Source organism: Salmonella sp. 2020_1459 (genome assembly GCF_043847915.1).
In the GTDB taxonomy this organism is placed as follows: Bacteria; Pseudomonadota; Gammaproteobacteria; order Enterobacterales; family Enterobacteriaceae; genus Salmonella; species Salmonella enterica.
The window spans coordinates 86247-110276 of the sequence record NZ_JBCMFA010000007.1 but is presented as its reverse complement, the minus strand read 5'-3'; the positions used below and the strand labels follow the sequence as shown (position 1 = coordinate 110276).

Here is a 24030-nt window from a genome sequence, read left to right as displayed (position 1 = left end):
AATCCAGCACTGACTTGTATTTAAAAAGTTGTATTTAACGTGATAAATATACGACTCCTGGTTATTTTATTCTTTATCCCGGTGTGTACAAAAATATAATTTCATACTCTCGTCATGATGCTGAAGGTTAAATTTAATTCATTTTAAAAGGCTAAAACCAGGATGAAGATCTACTTCGTCACCAAATCAATTTGCCACCACCACCTATATAACTCCGGCCTGGATATGGAAGTATAAACATGTCATCACATTTTTCCCTGGAACACCCCCAGTATATCGTTTCCTTACCATCGGACCATTCTGCCGTGGCAGCAGCATTAATAGAAAAATGCCACTTTTTCTTATTATAAATCAACTCACCCGTTATTTCACAAGGAAACCAGAGCCAAAATCCAGTCATGGTATCACTCATTTCCTTATATTTATCACTTAACAAAAATATTTTTTCTATCTGTCTGGAATTTAACGTCCATTTACTACATAAAGTAGCATCACCACGCTCACTGTTAGCAGCATCTATATAGTGTGATTTATTTATCTTTAGAATACGCATATCTGCAAGAGAAAAATTCACAAAAAAGCACAGAACAAAAGACAATATTGTTTTGTTCATATATTCCCCTAACCTTCCGCCCTACCAATTACCGCACAAATCATCAGCAAAAGAGAATCCGTGAGTTTGTACTCGATTTAACATTATTGTCGATAGTCAGGAATTATTGATATACAATTCAGTAAATTTGACAAATTCGTTTCAGAATGACCTTGCTTTTATGTGGACTTCATTCATTTTTCAAGCCGTCTCATATAATGTTTTCATGCAAATTTTCTTGTCATACACATTGAAAACATATAACAAAAATATGTTCACGACATATCCAATTAATATTTAATACCATCATCAACTTCATTATCATAATTTATGAAATATAGAATTATTTTAGTGTGATACGTTTGAGTGGCAACCACTTACCAGGCTGAGAATATGAAAACATTTTTCCTTTTATATAATATGCTTTTCCTTTATTGCTTATCTCAAATTGCGGTGATGGATATGGACATGCATTTTCCTCGTCGCCGTTATAGTATAATGCCAAAACATCAGAATTGATTTTTAAAGAGTAGTCACCAATGCATGTTATCCCCGCATGCCAGGTTGTCATGGATAAAGAAGCACGATTATTTTTACTATCTATCTTTAAATTATATTGTAAAAAAACCTGACTCCCATCATTTAACTGCTCGCCAAGTTCCTCGACTCTAAAGTTACCATCCCATTGAGTTTGAGTAATCGCAAAAGTATTTGCGCTCCATAAGCAAGAAAAAATAAATAGATACTTTATAAAATCGCCCATACCACTAACCCCTGATTTAATATGTAGAAGGTATCAATTCAGTATTCAGCATTGCCACACTATACACAAAATCACTCAAGTTGCATCAAGGCGGCAAGGATTTGCTATTGCGCAATGCGTAAAAAATATCAAGAAAAATATATTTTCATAATAAAATCTACTAATAAGTAGATTCAATGGATTCCATCTTATCAATACGTAATTATCATTTTCTGTTCAACTTCAACCTGATTTCCTCTTAGTACTGAGTATCGTCTGCGATCGTTAATTCTACATCTGATGATATCTCGTTAAAAAATAACGCTACCGCCATACCCTGGTTTACAAACCTGCACCCCCTAAGATTACTCTCTTATCTGCATTAAGAATATCATTGTGTTTTTTTTCGGAATATATAAAGATTCCCCATAGTGGATACATAACGTGGCCAAATTAGTTAAAGACGTAATCACTGACGCTATAATAAGTCAAATGACCTTTAGTATTTTCTTTAATGCATGTTGCCGAGGTAATTTCAAGTTTATTTTTAGTGAATTAGTTTAATATTCAAGAAATGCTTTATTTAAATCCTGAATATTGGGGGCAGTGTCATAACATCCTGATAGCAGAAAGATATAAATAAGCAGCTATTTACCCTGATTAAACATATATGCCTCACGCACTACAATCTTCCGTGACCAAATCCAGCAGCGTTAAACTCCACCCTTTGCCCAAGCCATGAAGTTCGCTCAGATGAAAAATCAAACCATCACCCCATTTTTTCGGCACTGCCACCACTCGCTCTGATTGCAGCTCAAGCCGCCTGGCGTTTGCTATACGGGTATCCGACGCCTGATCCCCACTATCCGCTCCATTCACCATGCTAAACGTCAGCAGCGCATTATTAGTACCGGTATAGCTGACAAAAAAACCGGCGTGATCCCATCCCTTTTCACAAACGTACTCAGCCTCCGTGTGGTGATCAAATTCCTTATCCACAGGAATATGCTCTGAAAACCAACCTACCTGCCCCAACAGGTAGTTAAAACCGGGTATCGGCTTATTAATATCAAAACTTTTCATCCACTCATAATCATGCCCAGCCCCAATTCGGTACAGCACATACATCCCAACTTTTTTATCAATCAGGGCATTAATTTTCGCGTTGTCTCGCTGCTGAAAAGCGATAATCACCTGTCTTGCCGTCTCTTCAAACGACGGAGCGGCACAAACGGGATGCGCGACCATTCCCAGCAGACTCAACGCGATGGCCGTGCGGCTCATTTTCATCATTGGCTCTCCATTAACATCCGGTGTTCTATTAGCGCCAATATACTCTCGCAATATTTACTCGGCCTGTCCGTAAGCGTACAATGCCCGCCCTTAAAGTGAGGACTCTCCTCAAGCCGCCTCATCAGGTGAGGCGGATCTGACCTGTCATCAGAACGAGAAAATGATGTTTAAACCAGAACTTCTTTCGCCGGCGGGAACGCTGAAAAATATGCGTTACGCTTTCGCTTACGGTGCCGATGCCGTCTATGCGGGCCAACCACGCTACTCTTTACGCGTGCGTAATAACGAATTCAATCACGAAAATTTGCAGCTTGGCATCAACGAAGCCCACGCGCTCGGAAAAAAATTCTACGTGGTGGTGAACATCGCCCCGCATAACGCCAAGCTCAAAACCTTTATCCGTGACCTGAAACCCGTCGTCGAGATGGGCCCGGATGCGCTGATCATGTCCGATCCAGGGTTGATTATGCTGGTACGCGAGCACTTCCCGGCAATGCCGATTCACCTGTCGGTACAGGCTAATGCCGTAAACTGGGCGACGGTAAAATTCTGGCAGCAGATGGGGCTGACCCGTGTGATTCTCTCCCGCGAGCTGTCACTGGAAGAGATTGAGGAAATTCGCCAGCAGGTGCCGGATATGGAAATAGAAATTTTCGTCCACGGCGCGCTATGCATGGCCTATTCCGGCCGCTGCCTGCTTTCCGGCTACATCAATAAACGCGATCCGAATCAGGGCACCTGCACCAATGCCTGCCGTTGGGAATATAACGTGCAGGAAGGAAAAGAAGACGTTGTCGGCAACATCGTGCATAAGCACGAACCGATTCCGGTACAGAACGTTGAGCCGACGCTTGGTATCGGCGCGCCGACGGATAAAGTTTTTATGATAGAAGAGGCCCAAAGACCGGGCGAATACATGACCGCGTTCGAAGACGAGCATGGCACCTATATCATGAACTCAAAAGATTTGCGCGCTATCGCCCACGTGGAGCGCCTGACGAAAATGGGCGTCCACTCGCTGAAAATCGAAGGCCGCACCAAATCCTTTTATTACTGCGCCCGTACCGCGCAGGTCTACCGTAAGGCCATCGACGACGCCGCCGCGGGTAAACCCTTCGACCCTACGCTGCTGGAAACGCTGGAAGGTCTGGCTCATCGCGGCTATACCGAAGGTTTCCTGCGTCGCCATACGCACGACGATTACCAGAATTACGAGTACGGGTACTCCGTTTCCGAACGCCAGCAATTTGTCGGCGAGTTCACCGGCGAGCGTAAAGGCCAACTGGCGGCCGTGGCGGTGAAGAATAAATTCTCCGTTGGCGATAGTCTGGAGCTGATGACACCGCAGGGAAATATCAATTTCACCCTGGAACAGATGGAGAACGCCAAAGGCGACGCTATGCCGGTGGCGCCTGGCGATGGCTATACCGTCTGGATGCCCGTCCCGCAGGACGTTACGCTGGATTACGCACTATTGATGCGTAATTTCTCAGGCGAATCAACGCGTAACCCCCATGCTAAGTAGTTAATTGCGGTTATTTTTTCATGGCGGGAAGATTCTTAGAAATTGATCACATACCGCTTCGCTCAATGCGGGTATTATTCAACGCGCTGAAAAACATAACCCATAAATGCTAGCTGTACCAGGAACCACCTCCTTGGCCTGCGTAATCTCCCTTACGCAGGCTTATTTTTTGCGTATAATCAATAAAAAAGTGGTACTTCCCGCCATATCCCAAAATTGACCACACTAACCAAAGCGCAAATGGGCGCTTAGGTTTAGAGACCTCCCCTATTCATTGCCAGCCAGCAAGTCACAATCCTCCCCGCATCCGGTCAGACTCAGGACTTAGCATTCTGACGTTTACGTTTAAAATCAGTGAATTAAATCAAGAACTGCTTTGTGCGGACTTACACAAAAAGTTTCCATGTTATTAAATTAAGGTTAAAAACTGATAATTTAAGCGTGTAAAGTTATGGCACGTTTTAATGCCGCTTTTACAAGGATTAAAATAATGTTTTCCCGGATTAGAGGTTTGATTTCATGTCAAAGTAATACTCAAACCATCGCACCTACGCTCAGTCCACCTTCATCAGGCCATGTAAGTTTTGCTGGGGTTGATTATCCTCTATTGCCACCAGATCACCAAATTCCCTTCCCACCGTCACGTATAATCGGTATCCAGAGTTATTCCTTTATCCTGTAAAATGTGATACAGATTCTCCATTGATCTAATAACTACCTCAATTTCACATTCAAGTTTCTCTACAGAACTTTCATTGAGTGAGAAGTTGAGAGCCAGTAATAATGATTGTGAGTTATTATCATAACACAAATGTGGTCCATTATTCTCTGCAAACCATAAATTAGCATTGAGAAATTCAAAAGCAAGATTATTATTATCCGGAGGTCTTCCACAAAAACCGTATATCATTATATACTCGCTGTTAGTGCTTGTTAGTAAGATACGGTAACGGTTATCTATAATAAATGAGCATAATCTGTTTTCGTCAAAGACAATTGAATCGGTATTTAATTTTAGTGAAAACTGTCTTAATAAGCGATCGGCTCTTGAATACATAACACCCCATACTCTATCTAAAGCGTTCCTATATAAGTCATAAGCCTCTGGTCTGGACGCTTAACACCCCGTGTCATCGTCGGAATTCGTCTTTTCCCTATGACTTGCTGTGTTTGCTCATTTATGGCCAGGCTGGCCGGGTTCTGATGCCATTTGCGCTAAGGTATAGTCCGGCGCATATTCCCATCATACCAATTCCCCCCATGCCAAACGATGCGCCTAAAACCGTCAGGGCGGTAGTATATGCAGTACCACTACTGACACTGGCGACAGCCCCTGAGCATACCCCACTGAAAACACCTGTAAACAATGCCGTGGTTCCCAGGCACATTAAACATCTGGGTTTATTGCCATAAGCGTTAAAATCAACGATTTCAGCTACCGGTTTTTCGTCATTACCCCGTTCAGAAGGAGGGAGCAATGGCGTTTGCGCATTCACGCCTGAAGTGACATTCATATAAACCTCTTCATGCACATGCCTGTTTATGTTTATGAGAAAAGCGATACATCAGGCAACGGTACGACTATAGGACACCGCGCTAAGCCATCATCTAAATAGGTTTTATTTGATATATAGTAGCGTGCTTCTAATAGTGCGCCGTGTTTCTGCTAAAGAGTCTAAAGAACATTTCGATTTTATGCTATTAAAAAGTATGTTTGGTAATAAATATCAGGTTTTTATCTGATATTATGGTGTTTGAAATTAATACTGATAACTGACGTATGTTCGTCTTGTTAATTCTCCGTTTCGTTATCAAAGGCGCTATATCGGAAAGCGTCTGACTACCCCTTGTGATTTCCTTGCACTCTCACAAGCGCTACTCAATGCGCATACCGGCATCTCTCTTGTCGCCATTTGCCTTAAACCATGCTTCACTTACCGCTGCGTACAGCAGGAAGAAAAACGGTAAAGCAATAAGTGCGCAACATTTCAATTTTCATCCTGTTCTGACCTCGCTTTTTCATTTCTGCTATACACTTTCTGGAGATTGTTGTTCAACCTATTAAGGCATAACGGATGGCTAACTTTCCCGCCAGCTTACTGATCCTCAATGGCAAAAGCGCTGATAACCAGCCGCTACGTGAGGCCATTACTCTACTTCGCGACGAAGGTATACAGATTCACGTTCGGGTAACCTGGGAAAAAGGCGACGCGCAGCGTTACGTTGATGAAGCCCGTAAACTGGGCGTTGAAACGGTGATTGCCGGCGGCGGAGACGGTACCATTAATGAAGTGTCGACCGCGCTCATCCAGATCCGCGACGGCGTAGCCCCTGCACTGGGCCTTTTGCCGCTCGGCACTGCCAACGATTTTGCCACCAGCGCCGGTATTCCTGAAGCGCTGGACAAAGCGCTGAAACTGGCGATTGCCGGAAACGCGATGGAAATTGATATGGCCAGGGTCAATGATAAAACCTGTTTTATCAATATGGCGACGGGCGGTTTTGGCACCCGCATTACCACCGAAACGCCGGAAAAACTTAAAGCCGCATTGGGCGGCGTCTCCTATCTTATTCACGGTCTGATGAGAATGGATACGCTGACCCCTGACCGCTGCGAAATACGTGGCGAAAACTTTCACTGGCAGGGAGATGCGCTGGTGATCGGCATCGGCAACGGTCGTCAGGCCGGCGGCGGGCAGCAATTATGTCCCACCGCGCTGATTAACGACGGACTGTTACAGCTACGGATTTTTACCGGCGAAGAGCTGTTGCCGGCGCTGTTTTCCACGCTCACGCAGTCAGATGACAATCCGAATATTATTGACGGCGCCTCAGCGTGGTTTGATATTCATGCGCCGCATGAAATCACGTTCAATCTGGATGGCGAACCACTCAGCGGACAAGAATTTCATATTGAGGTGCTGCCTGGCGCATTACGCTGTCGGCTGCCGCCGGACTGCCCGTTGCTACGTTAATAACACCTGTCGCTGGCCGGATGCGTTCACATCCGGCTTTTCTTCGTTGAACTCAGGCGATGGTGACTTTGCTATCCAGATAGACATCCTGTACGGCGTTAATCAACTTCACGCCATCAGCCATCGATTTCTTAAAGGCTTTACGTCCCAGAATTAGCCCCATTCCACCGGCTCGTTTGTTGATCACCGCGGTACGAACCGCGTCGCCGAGGTCAGTGTCGCCGCCGTCCGCGCCGCCGGAGTTGATAAGCCCGGCGCGTCCCATATAGCAGTTCGCCAACTGGTAACGTACCAAATCAATCGGGTTATCGCTGGTCAGTTTGCTGTACACGCGATCGTCGGTATAGCCGAAGTTGACCGCTTTATAACCGCCATTATTCTCGGCCATTTTCTGTTTCACAATATCCGCGCCAATCGTAGCGGCCAGATGGTTGGCTTGCCCCGTCAGGTCAGCGGATACATGGTAATCAACGCCGTCTTTTTTAAAGGAAGAATTACGCAGGTAAGCCCACAATACGGTCACCATACCCAGCTCATGCGCACGCTCAAAAGCGGCGGAGATCTCTTCAATCTGGCGACGAGACTGTTCCGAACCGAAATAGATCGTCGCGCCTACCGCCACGGCACCCATATTGAACGCCTGCTCAACGCTGGCGTACAGGGTCTGATCGTACTCTGTCGGATAGCTCAATGTTTCGTTGTGATTCAGTTTGACCAAAAACGGAATACGGTGCGCATAGCGCCGTGAAACCGAGGCCAGTACGCCGTAGGTAGAGGCCACGCAGTTACAGCCGGCCTCAATCGCCAATTCAACAATGTTTTTTGGGTCAAAGTAGCGCGGGTTAGCCGCAAAAGAGGCGCCGGCGGAGTGCTCCACCCCCTGATCGACGGGCAGTATCGAAAGGTATCCTGTTCCCGCCAGGCGTCCAGTATTATAGAGCGTCTGCATATTACGCAGAACGGCTGGTGGACGATTATTGTCAATCATCACCCGGTCAACATAATCCTTGCCGGGTAGATAAAGCTGATCGGAAGGAATGGTCATACAACGATGCTGTAAAAGGCTGTCGGCGTCTTTGCCAAGCAACTGCGCAATATCAGTCATAGCTATGCTCCCGTAAGTTCCGATAGGGTATCGGAAGGTGAATAGTCCTGCCCCGCAGATTGCGGGTCGCAATAAGCCTGGTACTGACCGACCATTTTTGCCAACTTTAGCGCATTTTTTCGGCGCTATCTGCTGACTCGATTCACGTCCGAAAAAGTGTTAGATCGGTCAAAATTAACGCTCAATGGTATTTAAAAGGTATTATTAAATGGTATTGTCATGGCGTACCTTACCTGTCATGAAGGATTCAAAAATGAAAACGACCTTTAAACTGTCGTTCATGATGTTCGTGGAGTGGTTTATCTGGGGCGCCTGGTTCGTCCCCCTGTGGCTATGGCTAAATAAAAGCGGGTTTTCCGCCGGTGAAATAGGCTGGTCTTATGCCTGTACCGCCATTGCGGCGATCCTGTCGCCGATTCTGATCGGCTCCGTTACCGACCGTTTTTTCTCGGCGCAAAAAGTCCTGGCGGTACTGATGTTTGCAGGCGCCGTGCTGATGTATTTAGCGGCGCAGCAAACCACCTTTGTCGGATTCTTTCCGCTGCTTCTGGCCTATTCATTGACCTATATGCCGACCATCGCGCTGACAAACAGCATTGCCTTCGCTAACGTACCGGACGTTGAACGCGATTTTCCACGCATTCGCGTTATGGGAACCATTGGGTGGATTGCCTCCGGCCTCGCCTGTGGATTCCTGCCGCAAATGTTAGGCTATAACGATATTTCCCCCACCAACATTCCACTGCTCATAACCGCCGCAAGTTCAGCGTTGCTGGGCGTCTTTGCGTTCTGTCTGCCAGACACGCCGCCAAAAAGCACCGGCAAGATGGATATTAAAGTGATGCTGGGGCTGGATGCGCTGGTCCTGCTGCGCGATAAAAACTTTCTCGTTTTCTTCTTCTGTTCCTTCCTGTTTGCGATGCCGCTGGCCTTCTACTACATCTTCGCTAACGGCTATCTGACGGAAGTGGGAATGAAGAACGCCACCGGCTGGATGACGCTCGGCCAGTTCTCTGAAATCTTCTTTATGCTGGCGCTGCCCTTTTTCACTAAGCGCTTTGGTATTAAAAAGGTATTATTACTTGGTCTTGTTACCGCTGCGATCCGCTACGGCTTTTTTGTCTATGGCGGCGCGGAAACGTACTTCACTTACGCCCTGCTGTTCCTCGGTATTTTGCTGCACGGCGTAAGTTACGATTTCTACTACGTCACCGCCTACATTTATGTCGATAAAAAAGCGCCGGTTCATATGCGTACCGCTGCGCAAGGGCTTATCACCCTCTGCTGTCAGGGATTCGGCAGCCTGCTGGGCTATCGTCTCGGCGGTGTGATGATGGAAAAAATGTTTGCTTATCCGCAACCGGTTAACGGTCTGACATTCAACTGGGCGGGCATGTGGACGTTTGGCGCAGTGATGATTGCCGTCATCGCGCTACTGTTTATGATTTTCTTTCGCGAATCGGACAAAGAGATCACTGCTATTGACGATCGCGATATTGCGTTGACACAAGGGGAAGTAAAATGAAAGCAGAACGTATTCTCGGTGCTCTTTACGGGCAAGCGTTAGGGGATGCGATGGGAATGCCCTCTGAGCTGTGGCCGAGAACGCGCGTCAAAGCGCATTTCGGCTGGATTGACCGCTTTCTGCCCGGCCCAAAAGAGAATAATGCCGCCTGCTATTTTAATCGCGCGGAGTTTACGGATGATACCGCAATGGCGCTCTGCCTGGCCGACGCGCTACTCGAATGCGAAGGCAGCATTGATCCCGAGATTATTGGACGTAACATCCTCGCCTGGGCGGAACGCTTTGATGCGTTCAATAAAAATGTACTCGGCCCGACGTCAAAAATTGCGCTGAATGCGATTCGCGACGGCAAACCCATCGCGGCGCTGGAAAATAACGGCGTGACTAACGGCGCGGCCATGCGCGTTTCGCCGTTGGGCTGCCTGTTACCGCCAACTAACCTGACAGCCTTTATAGCAGAAGTAGCGTTAGCCTCCAGCCCGACGCATAAATCCGATCTGGCGGTGGCTGGCGCCGTGGTTGTCGCCTGGGCCGTCTCGCGAGCGGTTAACGGCGACGCGTGGCAAAGTATTGCCGACTCGCTCCCCGCCGTCGCTCATCAGGCGCAGACAGCGCGTATTACCACATTTAGCGCCTCGCTATCGGCACGTCTGGAACTGGCGCTAAACATTGTCCGCCGCGCCGACGGCGTCGAATCTGCCAGCGAACAGCTCTATCAGATCATCGGCGCGGGAACCAGCACCATTGAATCGGTTCCCTGCGCTATCGCCATGGTGGAACTGGCGAATACCGATCCTAACCGCTGTGCCGTGCTGTGCGCTAACCTCGGCGGCGATACCGACACTATCGGCGCGATGGCCACCGCCATTTGCGGCGCGTTGCACGGGGTAAGCGCCATTAACCCCCAGTTAAAGCAAACGCTGGACGAGGTTAATCAGCTGGATTTTGCGCGCTATGCCGTTGCGCTGGCGAGTTATCGTCAACGGCGGGAGGCACTATGAACGGCGCACGGTTGCTGACATTATTACCGACCCTGCATACCCGGCGTCCGCTCACCGTTATCGGCGCGGCAGTGATCGATATCATTGCCGACGCCTGGACGTTGCCGCGTCGCGGAGGCGATATTGAACTGCAACAACAGAGCGTCAATGTCGGCGGCTGTGCGCTGAATATTGCCGTGGCGTTGAAACGACTGGGGATTGACGCCAGCAATGCGCTGCCGCTGGGCCAGGGCGTGTGGGCGGAGAGGATTCGCCGCCGTCTGGCAAAAGAGGGATTATCCAGCGTGATTGACGCGGTTGAAGGAGATAACGGCTGGTGTCTGGCGTTAGTCGAACCGGATGGCGAACGCACGTTTATGTCTTTTAGCGGCGTGGAAAACCAGTGGAATGCGGACTGGCTGTCGCAGCTCAGGACACCGCGGGGCAGTCTTGTCTACCTGTCCGGCTATCAACTGGCCTCTTCCTGTGGCGAACCACTGATCCAGTGGCTGGAAACCGTCGACGATGTAACGCCTTTTATCGATTTTGGCCCACGAATCGGTGATATTACAGACGATGCAATGGCGCGCATTATGGCCTGCCGGCCCATCGTATCCCTCAATCGCCAGGAAGCCATCATCGCCGCGGAACGCGCCGGGCTTGCGACCGATACCCGCACTTTCGGCGAAGCATGGGTAAACCGCTTTTCCGCGTCGCTGGTGGTGCGCCACGATAAAGACGGAGCGTGGTATTTTAGCGCGCAATCTTCCGGCGTTGTGCCCGCGTTTCCGGCAACCGTAGTGGATACCATCGGCGCGGGCGACAGCCATGCTGGCGGCGTGCTGGCAGGACTGGCGTCAGGCTGGTCGCTCGCGGATGCCGTACTGCTGGGAAATGCGGTGGCGAGCTGGGTGGTCGGGCATCGCGGCGGCGACTGCGCGCCCACGCGCGAGGCGCTACTCCTCGCACACAAAAACGTATAGGTCGCTACGACAATAACTGATGCTGTATTCAATAGGCCGCTGCTGCTGATCGAGCGCCACCTGCTTAATCACCAGCACCGGCACTTTACCATCCATTTGAATATGCGACTGAAACTCATCATCCGGCATCCGGGCGCTGACGCGGGATCGGGTACGCTGAGGGTAAATGTGCTGGCGACGAAAATAGTCATACAACGAAATGCCAATCGCGTCGACATCATGAATCAGATGCGCAGGCACCCAGGACTCTTCAATCGATACCGCGTCCTCATCAACATAACGAATGCGTTTGAGTAAAAAGACGTCGCTGCCTGCGGGGATCGCCAGGTGCTGCGCGACCTCATCCGGACAACTTACCACGCGTTTGTTAACCCATAGCGTATCCGGTTTTTTGCCGCGCAAGACAACCTGCTGAGAAAATCCCCGCGCCTCTTTCAGGGAATATTCAAAGATATTATTGATTTGCGTACCGTAGCCGCGGGCGCGCGTGACGACACCCTCTTCTTCCAGCGCCTGCATCGCTTTTCGTACCGTGATGCGCGAGACGCCGGTAAGCTGGCTGAGATCGCGTTCGCCAGGCAAAATATTACCGTGCTCAAGAATACCGCTGCGCACGGCATCCTTTACCGTCTGGGCGAATTTCATGTATAGCGGCGTATTATCCGACGCTGAAATTCGTTCATTCAGTTGCGCGATGAGCCGGGTATGCGCTTGTTCCATTTATCTTTCCTGACGACGGGTTTGTAGGCAGTATACTACCACCACGCGTGGAAATGATGTACCGGACCAATGCCCTTCCCCACTTCCAGCGTGTCCGCCTGCGCCAGCGCCGCCGAAAGCCATGCCTTCGCCTCGTTTACCGTCTCTCCCCAACTGCGATGCCGGGGCCGTAACGCCGCCAGCGCCGCCGACAGCGTACAGCCCGTCCCATGCGTATTTTTGGTGTTCACACGCGGCGCGCTAAAACGTTGCTCGCCCTCACGGGTAAAGAGCCAGTCCGGGCTTTGCGCATCCTCTAAATGCCCGCCTTTCATTAATACCGCTTCACACCCCATCGCCAGTAACGCCCGCCCCTGCGCCAGCATCTCCTGTTCCGTACGCGCATGGGGCGCATCCAGCAACGCTGCGGCTTCCGGCAAATTAGGCGTAATCAGCGATACCTGCGGCAACAGCCGGACGCGTAATGTTTCTATCGCAGAGGGCGAGAGCAGCGGATCGCCGCTTTTCGCCAGCATCACCGTATCCAGCACCACATTACGTACATGATGGCGCTGTAACCGTTCCGCCACGGCCTCGACAATATCGGTTTCCGCCAGCATCCCGATTTTCGTGGTATCAATGCGCACATCGCTGAACACGGAATCAAGTTGAGCGGCGACAAAGTCCGGCTCTATCCGGTACACCGACTGTACGCCACAGGTATTTTGCGCCACCAGCGCAGTGATGACCGAACAGCCATATGCGCCCAGCGCGGAAAAGGTCTTGAGATCCGCCTGGATACCGGCCCCGCCGCTGGGATCGGTGCCGGCAATCGTCAGCGCGTTAATTCGTTGCATTGGCCGCCTCCACATCCAGATGATAGAGCGCATCAAGAAAAGCCGGGATGAAGCTACCCGGTCCTTCGCTACGCTCTGCCGCGGCCTGTCCAGCCAGTTTCATCCAGCAGCAGGCCGACGCGACATTGTCCAGCGCGGCGCCCGGTAACGCGCAACTGGCGGCGACGACCGCCGACAACGCGCAGCCAGTGCCTACAATGCGAGTCATTAACGGATCGCCGCCGGGAATGCTCAGCGTGCGCTGACCATTAGTAACGTAATCTATCTCTCCGGTAACCACAACGATGCAGTCTATCTGACGCGCCAGCGCCTGCGCCGCAGGCAGTGCGGCCAACGCCGCCTCGGTGGTATCTACGCCGCGTCCGCCCAGCGCCATGCCGGATAACGCCAGGATTTCCGAGGCGTTGCCGCGTATTGCCGCCGGGCGCAGGGACAAGAGATCCAGGCAAAATCGCCGACGAAATTCCAGTGCGCCCACCGCGACAGGATCAAGCGTCCACGGCGTTTTGGCATCATAAGCGCTTTCTACCGCCGCACGCATCGCGTCAGCGCGTGAGGCAGTTAATGTTCCGACATTAATCAGCAAGGCGTTGGCGATGGCGGCAAACGGTCTGGCCTCGACGGGATCAATCACCATGGCGGGTGAAGCGCCCAGCGCCAGCAGCGTATTGGCGGTAAACGTTTGTACGACGTCATTCGTCATACAGTGCGTAAGCGGGGAGAGCGCGCGAAAGTGTTTTAACGTATGCGCCGCAAGCGTGCGGCAGTGCAGGTCAGGCTGCATAGTTCAGCTCCTGCCCGCGTGAAGAAGGGACACGAGCAGTGTCAGACTTCCCTACGCTGGCATTATCCAGATCAGGTGGTACGGGTATTTCTCAGCCTTCACAAAGAAGGGCACCCCGAGTCGTCAAGCCCCACCGTGTTAAGCGGGGTTTCGCTATTAAGCATACTGTCTGCGCCAGACAATGTAAATTTACAGCCAGCCGCGGACGATAATTTCAGCGTTATCAGATAGTTCTCAAAACCTATTCGGTTCTGGCAAACTTGCTGGCGGATATGTTGCTGCACGACGCTTTCGTTTACACTTTTTACGAAAAGGGGCGTGAGATAACAAAATAGCGCTTGTCAGATACGCCACCAGCAGAAATGATACACACGATGTTAACTGACCCGCATATGTGGAGGGTAAAAGTATGAAAAGTAAGTTGCTGCCTTGCGCGCTGTTGCTTGCAACCAGTTTTGCATGGGCCGCCCCCGCGACAACGGGCATTGATCAATATGAGTTAAAAAGCTTTATCGCCGACTTCACCCACTTCAAGCCCGGCGATACCGTTCCGCAAATGTACCGCACCGATGAGTATAATATTAAACAGTGGAAATTACGTAATCTGCCCGCGCCAGATGCCGGTACTCACTGGACCTATATGGGCGGCGCGTATGTACTGATTAACGATACCGATGGAAAAATTATCAAAGCCTATGATGGCGAGATTTTTTATCATCGATAAAAAAAGCCCCCTCATCCAGAGGGGGAAATACAGCCCCATGTTACTTTTTTATTAGCCCTTAATCACTCTATCCCCTTCAAACTGCCTTTTTGTTGACTGCCTTCACTACCCGATTCGCTCTGGATCTCGCCCTTTTGAAACTACCGCATACCACATTAAAATTTATTGCAGAAAAATTGTCATCCCGGTCACTTATTATTGTAAGTGACCGGAAGTTCATTCACCTATCGCGCCATATATTTTAAATGTTTTTCATATACATTAATCGTATTTCACATAGATCAGCGCAGTCGCTTTTAGATCGCCTGGCTTTATATTGTCTCGGTCATAAACATAATAACTGGCGATAATAGGGATTGTTATCATATCACTGTTGAGCGGCGTGCCTACTTGATCCACTTTCCATAACGTTGAAGCATTACCTTGCTCTGCTGTATTTGAAATATTCACCGTTTTTCCACCGCTCTCCAGTATAAATCCGACGCCATTATTCACAGCACCACGCAACACAGAATAGCTATCTGGTATTAAATCACTGCTGGAGAGATAAACCGTCATTTTACGCGATGTTTGTTTAGCATTACCAAAAAGATTATCACACTGGAGTCGAATATTATCCGCGGCATTTTTGTTGCTGACCTTGCCTGTGTTATATAATTCAGAAAGCGCAATATTCGGTAGCGTGATCGTCAGATCTTCAGGTTTGCAGGTTGTCTGCTTGCGATCGTAGGACACAAACAGATCAAATGAATATAACCCTGCACCTCTAAGATAACTATTATAATCTGCGGCACAGGCATTCCAGCCTCTTCCTGCTAGCAGGCACCCTAAAAACCGCAAACTGGCCGTAAACTGAGTTGCAGAAGAAGCGCTTGTTATTGATACCACCCCGTTGATTAGGACACTGTTCCCACTACCGGCAGAAATATTTACATTCGCCCCAGAGGAAGCGGGTTCAACCGTTACCGTATAGCCCGTTGTAAACGGCATTGTGAGAGTATTATTATCTGCCCAGGCGATTTTTAACTTCAGTTTTACTGTATCATTGTATAATCCCACGATGATATCGGAAGGATCCATACGCGTTATCTTATAAGTCCCTGAACAAGTTGTATCGTTAAAATTATGGCTATAAGTTGCGGACTGATTAGGGTTAATCGTAAAATCCTCACGAATAATTAAATTATCCTGATAAGTAATTTCTCCCGTACAGGCTGCGTATGTTTCAGGTAAAATCAATAACATCACGATAAAAAGAAAGAGTTTCATTTCACCACCTCACCACTACCGACAAATATAAACTTTACTTTCATCAACCGTTTTACCAAAGGTGATTGAACATGAAAGCCCCTGCTCTTTATCTACTGGTACACTGACTTCGGGCGGAATATCATTCGTTCGAATAAATAGCTGACTACCTTGTCCAACAATGCCCACATTATGACCATGATGATCTACTACATCATAACCAAAAATAAGAGGCGAGCCATCAGGACGCTGCGCTTTAATAAACCATGGTTTACGCTGGTCGGTATCAAAATTCACTAGCACGACGGCCCCTCGGTACGGGGCGGCAACTTTACGGTTACCGCGTAATTCCGTTTCACTGCTACTTTGCGACACATCAAGCATAAGATGGTTTTCGCGATATGGCGTAAGGTTGTCATAAACCACCGTTCCTTTTTTATTGGTGGTCCGATATTTTTGGCCGTTAACGTAGGCTCCTTCAAGTCCCGGAGCCTGCATAATCGCAAAGGTATCTGAAAGCCGGCTGGATAAATTCAACCCGCCACTCCAGGCTACAACCCCACCGGAAATACTTCCGCCGGTCTGAGTATAATTGGACGACTGGCTGTAACTACCATTAAGCGTTGCAACGGGCGTATTCCAGGTTAAATTCGTCCCCGCAGTGGTCTCACTATCGTGTCGCTGATGACTAACATTCACGCCGTAATTAAATTGATCGCGACTGCCTGCCGTACCGGTTAAACCAATATTGTTTGAGGTAAATCCATCATCATCAAAGGTCGTCGAGTTCGACACATTCAGATGACGCCGCGGGGTAGTAATACCGTCCCCCCAGTCAAAGGGAATTGAAATAAACAGGTTAAAACGTTTATCTTCATTATGATCCTCGTCGTAAGTCTGACTGGCGGATAACGTATAATTAATTTTCTGGAACGTATTGGAATAGCTTATTTGATAATCTTTACTGGTGCCGCTACGACCCCAGTAATCACGCCATAATGCACTCAGTGATACTGCGCCCCATCCTTCTGGCAAGGATTGGCTCACATTAGCTGAAAACGTATTTTTACGCCCAAAATCGTTTTGATAATAATCAGCAATATCGTATACATCATTCTTATCGCGACGATAGTTATTTTTATTATTGGCCCAGACATGATCGTTAAATGTGCGGTAATCCTGTGATGAATACCGATACGCAGCCAGACCAAACCGAGTTAATGTTTGGGTCAGGTATTTATTATAAGCAATCTGATAACTCTGACCATCAAATACATCGCCATTATCCTGTTTACTGTGCGCTCGCGTAGCGTCAAGCGAAATGGCGCCAATCCGGGTATTCCACCCCGTGCCGAGGGTAAACGCATTATAATGGTTCGATAGCATCGTACCGCCATAAAGCGTCAACAGGTTATTAAGGCCATACTGATAACTGATTTGTGTAAAATCGGCCTGATTATCGGCGCCTTCAATATGACTACGGCCGGCGGAAAAATCATACTTAGAGACGCCAGGCTGCAACATGTTCGGTACGGAAGCGTAAGGCACCAGCCAGGTATTTATCGAACCATCCGCCTCACGCACGGTGACATCAAGATCCGCGCCACCGCCCGCGAGTTGCAGATCCGCAATGGAAAAGGGGCCAGGAGGAACCTCTTTCTGATAAACAACGAATCCGTTCTGTTCGATGGTTACCAAAGCGTTAGTCTGTGCAATCCCCTGCACCAACGGCGTAAAATTCTGTTTCGAGTTTGGCAACATTTGCATATCGCGAAACAGGCGAACGCCGGTAAATCTCACAGAATCAAAAATCTCTGACGAGGTATACTGATCCCCGGCGCGTAATGTGCCGAGGAGCTCAGCGATACCGCGCTCCAGATACAATGTGTTGCTTTTCCACTCACCGCTGCTGCCATCGGTTTTATTAAATGTGGTATCCGCATGCGCTTGCCAGCCCAACAGATTGAAACCGCTATTGAACCGAACGTAAGTACTTTCACTACTGCCAGAATTCTTATAGTCACTGTAATACTGGCTGGCATAGTAAGAAGTATAAAATGCATTGATGCCGCGATCCCAGTTTTCAGGCAATACATAACCCGCCTCGACCTCATTTACATAGGCCTGGGGAACGCTCAAATCCAGCCGAAAAACGCCAATATTAAAAGTATAGCCACCGCTTCTCACGACATCTTTTAACGCAATACAATCCGTTGCTCCCTGCGGTTGCAGACCATCGCTTATCACTCCAATATTTTTCAACAACTCAGTTGAAATACACGTGCTACCGGGTTCATCGGCAACAATGATATCGTATTTACCTCGCCATTGATTGTTGACATAAATATCCAGTTCGTACTGTCCCGGAATTGGCTTATTCTCATCCAGATGGAAATTTGTTATTTTTTGATCTCTCATTCCCCCCACCATAAAATGGGTATCAAACGTTTCCGTCGCGATAGCCTGCGTTTGCCAGGTAAACAGAGTCAATAAAACAAGCGAAGCGATGGGCGTCATCCTTAGCATGATGAACTCCTGTTTATTTTACATTGATTTTGCTACTAATATAGTTACCATTATCATCAATAATTGTTACTTCATACTGGCTTGTTGACGCATATTTCATGTTAATATTTTGCGTCGATAGCGGTGGCAGCATGATAGTTTGATCATTAATCTTAGTATTTCCTGCTTTTACATCCGTCACGGTAATCCAGTTTGCAGTATCATTTTTCATGATGACAGTTTTATTACTGCGAAATAAACCAATCCGCTGAAAACTGTCTTTGGTTACGGCGGCAATTCGACTGGGGCGCCATATTAATTTTATTCGATTCTGCATTGCGAATTTAAGCACATTTTTACCGGCGTTTTCCTGGCTGTTTGGTGGAATATCAAGCACATTCAGATAAAACAGACTTTCTTTGTTGTCCGGTAAGCTATTAGGCATTTTCTTGATTTTGATCTGCTGACCAGACTCAGCGGCAACGCGCGCCACTGGCGGCGTCAGCATAAATGGCACCTGAATTTTTTCTGGCGGTAATGAAGTGTTACCGTCATCAATCCAGGACTGTACCAGCGAAGCTTGCTCGCCCTGATTCACCAATTGTACAACGACTTCTTTCTTCTCTGCCGGGTAAATCACACGCGTACCATAAATAACAATACCAGCATGCGCAGGCAAAATTATGGCAGATAATAATACTGCAGATAATATTTTCATATTTACACGGCCTTGCTTATAAAAAACCGGCGACGAACGCCGCCGGTTGAATAAATTAGTCAGTAACAACCGTTAAAGTCAGTGTTGAGCTAACATCACCAGAAGCAACATCACCGTCTAAACGCGCATAGCGTGCTAAAAAAGTCAGGTCGTATTCACCGCTGCTATTTGGAGCTAGTGTCACCCCCGTCTCTGGATCAATCTGATTATCCGTACTTCCGTAGTAAACCGCAAAACCGACACCTTTGGCAGACCCGTTATTAAATGTGATATCGTGGCTGTCAAATTGCGTTGAAGAGAAGGTAATACGCGGCGCTACACCCTGTTGACATTTTATTTTCAACGGCATCTGAGTTTGATTAGTTACTGCGTCATAAATCTGACCCGGGGTTAAATTAATTATTTTATCCGCACCAATTTCATTCAGTCTAATTTCAGCGGTGTTCGTACCCAAAAATTGACAGGTAGTACCAACCACCTTTCCGTTAATATTCAGAACGCCTGAATCATACTCATCAGCAGCAAAAACCCCAGCGCTCATAAATACAGCAGACAATACAGAAGCAGCAATAAGTGAACGTTTCATAATCTCTTCCTTAATGAAGTAATTTCTATTTGTTAAGAGTTATTAACCCTTGCAAAGAAAATTCTCATAGACAGGAGGTTATCGCAATGTAAACACGATGTTTTGTTGATTTAAAACAATTTACAGATTGCAATATAATTGCAACAAATAATCATTGCTTATCATTATTTTGTAAACTTATTAATTTCCGAAATTTACTGCCCTTAAATATAAATACAACAAATAAAAAAGCCCATATCATTGATATAAATGATATGGGCCTGCGGAATTAATAAGAATTAGTCGTAATGATTAACAACAATCTGTCGGGTGCTATCACCAGGCACCGTGTATAGCTGCGTTGTCACACCTCTCATCGGCGTAGCGGCGGGTGTTTGCAGAGTTGAAACGTGGATAGTGTTGCCGCAACGCTGCTGCAACTGTGCGTTTACCACTTCTGTACTGCACGTTGGCGCGGTCACTTTTCCACTGATGGTTAATGTTGCGGTGTCGGAGGCAAAAACAGGTACGCTTATCCCATAAGCCGAAACTATAATTCCCATCAGCAAATATTTTTTCATAGTGAGTAATTGTTCCTCTGGTGAACGTCAAACAGTATGCAGGCCGTCCTGATGTGCAGTATGAACGTATCGATACCTTAAAACCAATTGAAAAAATAAATCAGTAGGATAGGTATGATCAATTCAAATAATGTTTTTGCCGATTATTTCAGATAAACACCTGTCTGTTTAAGCAGGAATTAACAATGCGGGGGCTATTATTTTATTAATACATTCACTACATCAATATATATTAATGCAGTGAATGTCATATTCTCTTTGGAATACGTCAGGAGGATTACACCGCGCGGAAGGCGATTTCACCCGGAATCACTTCACCCTGCCAGTAAAGCTGTGCCGCAACGCGATCGGCCAGTTCGCGATAGATCGCGGTAAACTCGCTCTCCGGACGGCTAACCACCGTCGGCGTACCACGATCGAGATCTTCGCGCAGACTAATATGCAGCGGCATCTGACCCAGAAGCTGAGTATGGTATTTTTCCGCCAGCTTCTGCGCGCCGCCCGTGCCGAAGATCGGTTCGTGATGGCCGCAGTTGCTACAAATATGCATACTCATATTTTCCACAATGCCGAGCACCGGCACTTCCACCTTCTCGAACATCACGATACCTTTTTTGGCGTCGATTAGCGCGATATCCTGCGGCGTAGTCACCACCACCGCGCCGGTAACAGGAATGTTCTGCGCCAGCGTTAGCTGAATATCCCCGGTTCCCGGCGGCATATCCAGTACCAGATAATCCAGATCCGGCCACAGCGTCTCCTGTAACATCTGCATCAGCGCCTTACTGGCCATTGGGCCGCGCCATACCATCGCGTTATCGTCAGTCACTAGATAGCCGATCGAGTTGGTCGCCAGGCCGTGAGACATAATCGGCGCCATATGCGTACCGTCTGGCGATGTCGGGCGCTGATCTTCTGCGCCAAGCATGGTTGGGATCGACGGACCGTAAATATCGGCATCGAGAACCCCGACCTTTGCGCCTTCAGCCGCTAACGCCAGCGCCAGGTTTACCGCCGTGGACGATTTACCCACCCCGCCTTTACCGGAGCTCACGGCAATGATGTTTTTCACGCCATTAATGCCAGGCTGATTTTTGACGCGTTTCAGCGTCGCAATGTTGTACGACAGTTTCCAGTCGATCGCTTTTGCGCCTGTAATACGTAACAGATCGGCGCTGCATTGCTCTTTTAAGACCTCAAACGCGCTGTTCCAGACGAACGGCATGACCAGCTCAACGTGCAGCGTATCATCCATCCAGGCGACGTGGTGCAACGCCTTAAGCGTGGTGAGGTTATGCTTCAGGGTTGGGTGCTGAAAATTCGCCAGCGTCCCGGCGACCATCGCTCGCAGGGTATCTGGTGATTTGGCCTGGGATTGTTCGTTCATCCCGACTCCTTTTGTAGTTCTGAAAAGTACGATTGTAACTTTGTAGTTTACTCCAGCGGTAACAATTATTCATTTACGGATAAATGCCCTTATCGATTGGCGCAGTAATTACCATTTTGGTACTATCAAAGCCCTTTTTTACAACAGAAGAAGTAATACCCACTATGACTCAAGTCGCGAAGAAAATTCTGGTAACGTGCGCGCTGCCGTACGCCAACGGCTCTATCCACCTCGGCCATATGCTGGAGCACATCCAGGCTGATGTCTGGGTCCGTTACCAGCGAATGCGCGGCCATGAGGTTAACTTCATCTGTGCCGATGACGCTCATGGCACGCCGATCATGCTGAAAGCGCAGCAGCTTGGTATTACGCCGGAGCAAATGATCGGTGAAATGAGCCAGGAGCACCAGACCGATTTCGCCGGTTTTAATATTAGCTACGACAACTACCACTCAACGCACAGCGACGAGAATCGCGAGCTGTCCGAGCTGATTTATACGCGCCTGAAAGAGAACGGTTTTATTAAGAACCGCACCATCTCTCAACTCTACGATCCGGAAAAAGGCATGTTCCTGCCGGACCGATTTGTGAAAGGCACCTGCCCGAAATGTAAATCCGCAGACCAGTACGGCGATAACTGCGAAGTCTGCGGCGCAACTTACAGCCCGACCGAACTTATCGAACCGAAATCCGTGGTGTCCGGCGCGACGCCGGTAATGCGTGACTCCGAGCACTTTTTCTTTGATCTGCCGTCATTCAGCGAAATGCTGCAGGCGTGGACCCGCAGCGGCGCGCTGCAGGAGCAGGTGGCGAACAAAATGCAGGAGTGGTTTGAATCCGGCCTGCAACAGTGGGACATTTCCCGCGACGCGCCGTATTTTGGTTTCGAAATCCCGAACGCGCCGGGCAAATATTTCTACGTCTGGCTGGACGCGCCGATTGGCTATATGGGCTCCTTCAAAAATCTGTGCGATAAGCGCGGTGACACGACCAGTTTTGATGAGTACTGGAAAAAAGACTCCGACGCCGAGCTGTACCACTTTATCGGCAAAGACATCGTCTATTTCCACAGCCTGTTCTGGCCTGCCATGCTGGAAGGCAGCCACTTCCGTAAGCCGACCAACCTGTTCGTTCACGGTTACGTGACGGTGAACGGCGCGAAGATGTCTAAGTCGCGCGGCACCTTTATTAAGGCCAGCACCTGGCTGAAACACTTTGACGCCGACAGCCTGCGCTACTACTACACCGCGAAGCTTTCTTCACGCATTGATGACATCGACCTGAACCTGGAAGACTTTGTCCAGCGCGTCAATGCCGATATCGTCAATAAAGTAGTCAACCTGGCATCCCGTAACGCTGGTTTTATCAATAAGCGTTTCGACGGCGTGCTGGCGGCTGAACTGGCTGATCCGCAATTGTACAAAACCTTTACTGACGCCGCTGCGGTGATTGGCGAAGCATGGGAAAGCCGTGAATTCGGTAAAGCTATCCGTGAGATTATGGCGCTGGCCGACGTCGCTAACCGTTATGTTGACGAGCAAGCGCCGTGGGTGGTGGCTAAACAAGAAGGCCGCGACGCGGACCTGCAGGCCATTTGCTCGATGGGCATCAACCTGTTCCGCGTGCTGATGACGTATCTGAAACCGGTACTGCCGACGCTTTCTGAACGCGTTGAAGCCTTCCTGAACAGCGAACTGAACTGGGATGCTATTGAACAGCCGTTGCTCGGTCACAAGGTCAACACCTTTAAGGCGCTCTACAATCGCATCGACATGAAGCAAGTTGAAGCGCTGGTTGAAGCGTCTAAAGAAGAGGTGAAAGCCGCAGCCGCGCCGGTTACCGGCCCGTTAGCCGACTTCCCGATTCAGGAAACCATCACCTTTGACGATTTCGCCAAAATTGACCTGCGCGTAGCATTGATTGAAAACGCTGAGTTCGTAGACGGTTCTGACAAATTGCTGCGCCTGACGCTGGATCTGGGCGGCGAGAAGCGTAACGTCTTCTCCGGCATTCGTTCCGCCTATCCGGACCCGCAGGCGCTGATAGGCCGCCAGACGGTAATGGTCGCCAACCTCGCGCCGCGCAAAATGCGCTTTGGCGTCTCCGAGGGAATGGTGATGGCCGCAGGACCTGGCGGGAAAGATATCTTCCTGTTAAGCCCTGATGACGGCGCGAAGCCTGGCCAACAGGTGAAATAAGCAACAAGCCGGAGCATGCTCCGGCTTTTTTAACCGCTTAATCC

General features: G+C 48.7%; 22 protein-coding genes, 2 pseudogenes and 1 riboswitch. Of the genes and pseudogenes, 8 read left to right on the top strand and 16 right to left on the bottom strand.

Translation table 11 applies throughout. From position 1 onward, the window contains the following. Window positions 1-178: 178 nt before the first annotated feature. The 4 genes and pseudogenes from ACH0VJ_RS17840 to ACH0VJ_RS17825 form a co-directional block, all read right to left on the bottom strand. Entirely contained in the window at window positions 179-613 is a 435-nt protein-coding gene (locus ACH0VJ_RS17840) for a hypothetical protein (protein WP_001044083.1), read from the bottom strand. Between the two features lie 322 nt (window positions 614-935). Beyond that, window positions 936-1355: a hypothetical protein gene (locus ACH0VJ_RS17835; RefSeq protein WP_000502181.1), complete on the bottom strand. Its 420-nt coding sequence runs from the start codon at window positions 1353-1355 to the stop codon at window positions 936-938. A gap of 432 nt (window positions 1356-1787) precedes the next feature. After that, window positions 1788-1985: pseudogene (locus tag ACH0VJ_RS17830) on the bottom strand (hypothetical protein). A 24-nt stretch (window positions 1986-2009) separates the two neighbouring features. Next, window positions 2010-2627: a hypothetical protein gene (locus ACH0VJ_RS17825; protein ID WP_000977165.1), complete on the bottom strand. Its 618-nt coding sequence runs from the start codon at window positions 2625-2627 to the stop codon at window positions 2010-2012. 163 nt (window positions 2628-2790) lie between these two features. On the opposite strand from ACH0VJ_RS17825, the gene yegQ reads away from it, so the two are divergent. Together yegQ and ACH0VJ_RS17815 are read left to right on the top strand one after the other, a co-directional pair. Further along, window positions 2791-4152: a tRNA 5-hydroxyuridine modification protein YegQ gene (yegQ, locus tag ACH0VJ_RS17820; RefSeq protein ID WP_001517981.1), complete on the top strand. Its 1362-nt coding sequence runs from the start codon at window positions 2791-2793 to the stop codon at window positions 4150-4152. Between the two features lie 451 nt (window positions 4153-4603). After that, window positions 4604-4783 (top strand): annotated as a pseudogene (locus ACH0VJ_RS17815) (non-LEE encoded effector protein NleB); the annotation flags it as partial. Between the two features lie 9 nt (window positions 4784-4792). Here ACH0VJ_RS17815 and ACH0VJ_RS17810 read toward each other — a convergent pair. Both ACH0VJ_RS17810 and steD read right to left on the bottom strand, forming a co-directional pair. Continuing rightward, window positions 4793-5209 carry a CesT family type III secretion system chaperone gene (locus tag ACH0VJ_RS17810; protein WP_001540404.1) on the bottom strand — a complete coding sequence of 139 codons (417 nt, stop codon included), beginning with the start codon at window positions 5207-5209 and terminating at the stop codon, window positions 4793-4795. Window positions 5210-5330: 121 nt separating this feature from the next. Continuing rightward, complete coding sequence (gene steD / locus ACH0VJ_RS17805; protein ID WP_001533113.1) at window positions 5331-5666, bottom strand: type III secretion system effector SteD; 336 nt, start codon at window positions 5664-5666, stop codon at window positions 5331-5333. A gap of 561 nt (window positions 5667-6227) precedes the next feature. On the opposite strand from steD, the gene yegS reads away from it, so the two are divergent. Beyond that, window positions 6228-7127, top strand: coding sequence for a lipid kinase YegS (gene yegS, locus ACH0VJ_RS17800; RefSeq protein ID WP_001273384.1), 900 nt, complete (start codon window positions 6228-6230; stop codon window positions 7125-7127). A gap of 52 nt (window positions 7128-7179) precedes the next feature. On the opposite strand, the gene fbaB is transcribed toward yegS, so the two are convergent. Beyond that, the gene (gene fbaB, locus ACH0VJ_RS17795) at window positions 7180-8232 is read right to left on the bottom strand and encodes a class I fructose-bisphosphate aldolase (protein ID WP_000129590.1); all 1053 of its coding nucleotides are present in this window, start codon (window positions 8230-8232) and stop codon (window positions 7180-7182) included. 253 nt (window positions 8233-8485) lie between these two features. Here fbaB and ACH0VJ_RS17790 point away from each other — a divergent pair, with 253 nt between their 5' ends. The 3 genes from ACH0VJ_RS17790 to ACH0VJ_RS17780 are packed head-to-tail and all read left to right on the top strand — an operon-like array spanning window position 8486 to window position 11720. After that, complete coding sequence (locus tag ACH0VJ_RS17790; protein WP_086048301.1) at window positions 8486-9757, top strand: nucleoside permease; 1272 nt, start codon at window positions 8486-8488, stop codon at window positions 9755-9757. Further along, window positions 9754-10758 (top strand): ADP-ribosylglycohydrolase family protein, encoded by a 1005-nt coding sequence (locus tag ACH0VJ_RS17785; RefSeq protein WP_000642798.1) that lies wholly within the window; start codon window positions 9754-9756, stop codon window positions 10756-10758. Before ACH0VJ_RS17790 ends, ACH0VJ_RS17785 begins: the two co-directional genes overlap by 4 nt. Next, entirely contained in the window at window positions 10755-11720 is a 966-nt protein-coding gene (locus tag ACH0VJ_RS17780) for a PfkB family carbohydrate kinase (RefSeq protein WP_001012659.1), read from the top strand. Before ACH0VJ_RS17785 ends, ACH0VJ_RS17780 begins: the two co-directional genes overlap by 4 nt. Here the strand turns inward: ACH0VJ_RS17780 and ACH0VJ_RS17775 are convergent. From ACH0VJ_RS17775 to thiM, 3 genes are read right to left on the bottom strand one after another with little or no spacing between them, the layout of a single operon-like run. Next, window positions 11694-12440, bottom strand: a complete 747-nt coding sequence (locus tag ACH0VJ_RS17775; RefSeq protein ID WP_000434065.1) for a GntR family transcriptional regulator — start codon at window positions 12438-12440, stop codon at window positions 11694-11696. The genes ACH0VJ_RS17780 and ACH0VJ_RS17775 overlap by 27 nt on opposite strands. 35 nt (window positions 12441-12475) lie before the next feature. Then, window positions 12476-13276 (bottom strand): bifunctional hydroxymethylpyrimidine kinase/phosphomethylpyrimidine kinase, encoded by an 801-nt coding sequence (thiD, locus tag ACH0VJ_RS17770; RefSeq protein WP_001188957.1) that lies wholly within the window; start codon window positions 13274-13276, stop codon window positions 12476-12478. After that, window positions 13263-14060 carry a hydroxyethylthiazole kinase gene (gene thiM / locus ACH0VJ_RS17765; RefSeq protein ID WP_001182156.1) on the bottom strand — a complete coding sequence of 266 codons (798 nt, stop codon included), beginning with the start codon at window positions 14058-14060 and terminating at the stop codon, window positions 13263-13265. The genes thiD and thiM overlap by 14 nt, the downstream gene beginning before the upstream one ends. 31 nt (window positions 14061-14091) lie before the next feature. Then, window positions 14092-14188: riboswitch (TPP riboswitch) on the bottom strand. A gap of 281 nt (window positions 14189-14469) precedes the next feature. On the opposite strand from thiM, the gene rcnB reads away from it, so the two are divergent. Then, complete coding sequence (gene rcnB, locus ACH0VJ_RS17760) at window positions 14470-14784, top strand: Ni(II)/Co(II) efflux transporter accessory subunit RcnB (protein WP_000837534.1); 315 nt, start codon at window positions 14470-14472, stop codon at window positions 14782-14784. Between the two features lie 261 nt (window positions 14785-15045). Here the strand turns inward: rcnB and ACH0VJ_RS17755 are convergent, their stop codons facing one another. From ACH0VJ_RS17755 to apbC, 6 genes are all read right to left on the bottom strand, one after another. Continuing rightward, a complete protein-coding gene (locus tag ACH0VJ_RS17755) occupies window positions 15046-16053 on the bottom strand; it encodes a putative fimbrial-like adhesin protein (RefSeq protein WP_000765280.1) in 1008 nt (335 codons plus the stop codon). A gap of 15 nt (window positions 16054-16068) precedes the next feature. Beyond that, window positions 16069-18558, bottom strand: a complete 2490-nt coding sequence (locus ACH0VJ_RS17750) for a fimbrial biogenesis outer membrane usher protein (RefSeq protein ID WP_000945367.1) — start codon at window positions 18556-18558, stop codon at window positions 16069-16071. Between the two features lie 13 nt (window positions 18559-18571). Further along, on the bottom strand, window positions 18572-19255 hold the full coding sequence (gene stcB, locus ACH0VJ_RS17745) for a fimbrial biogenesis chaperone StcB (RefSeq protein ID WP_000698775.1): 684 nt from the start codon (window positions 19253-19255) through the stop codon (window positions 18572-18574). Window positions 19256-19310: 55 nt separating this feature from the next. Next, window positions 19311-19841 carry a fimbrial protein YehD gene (gene yehD / locus ACH0VJ_RS17740; protein ID WP_000830693.1) on the bottom strand — a complete coding sequence of 177 codons (531 nt, stop codon included), beginning with the start codon at window positions 19839-19841 and terminating at the stop codon, window positions 19311-19313. 278 nt (window positions 19842-20119) lie between these two features. Further along, window positions 20120-20401 carry a YehE family protein gene (locus ACH0VJ_RS17735; protein ID WP_000760404.1) on the bottom strand — a complete coding sequence of 94 codons (282 nt, stop codon included), beginning with the start codon at window positions 20399-20401 and terminating at the stop codon, window positions 20120-20122. Window positions 20402-20678: 277 nt separating this feature from the next. After that, window positions 20679-21788 (bottom strand): iron-sulfur cluster carrier protein ApbC, encoded by a 1110-nt coding sequence (gene apbC / locus ACH0VJ_RS17730; RefSeq protein WP_001005424.1) that lies wholly within the window; start codon window positions 21786-21788, stop codon window positions 20679-20681. Between the two features lie 164 nt (window positions 21789-21952). Here apbC and metG point away from each other — a divergent pair, with 164 nt between their 5' ends. Beyond that, the gene (gene metG, locus ACH0VJ_RS17725; RefSeq protein WP_000195334.1) at window positions 21953-23986 is read left to right on the top strand and encodes a methionine--tRNA ligase; all 2034 of its coding nucleotides are present in this window, start codon (window positions 21953-21955) and stop codon (window positions 23984-23986) included. The last annotated feature ends 44 nt before the right edge of the window (window positions 23987-24030 follow it).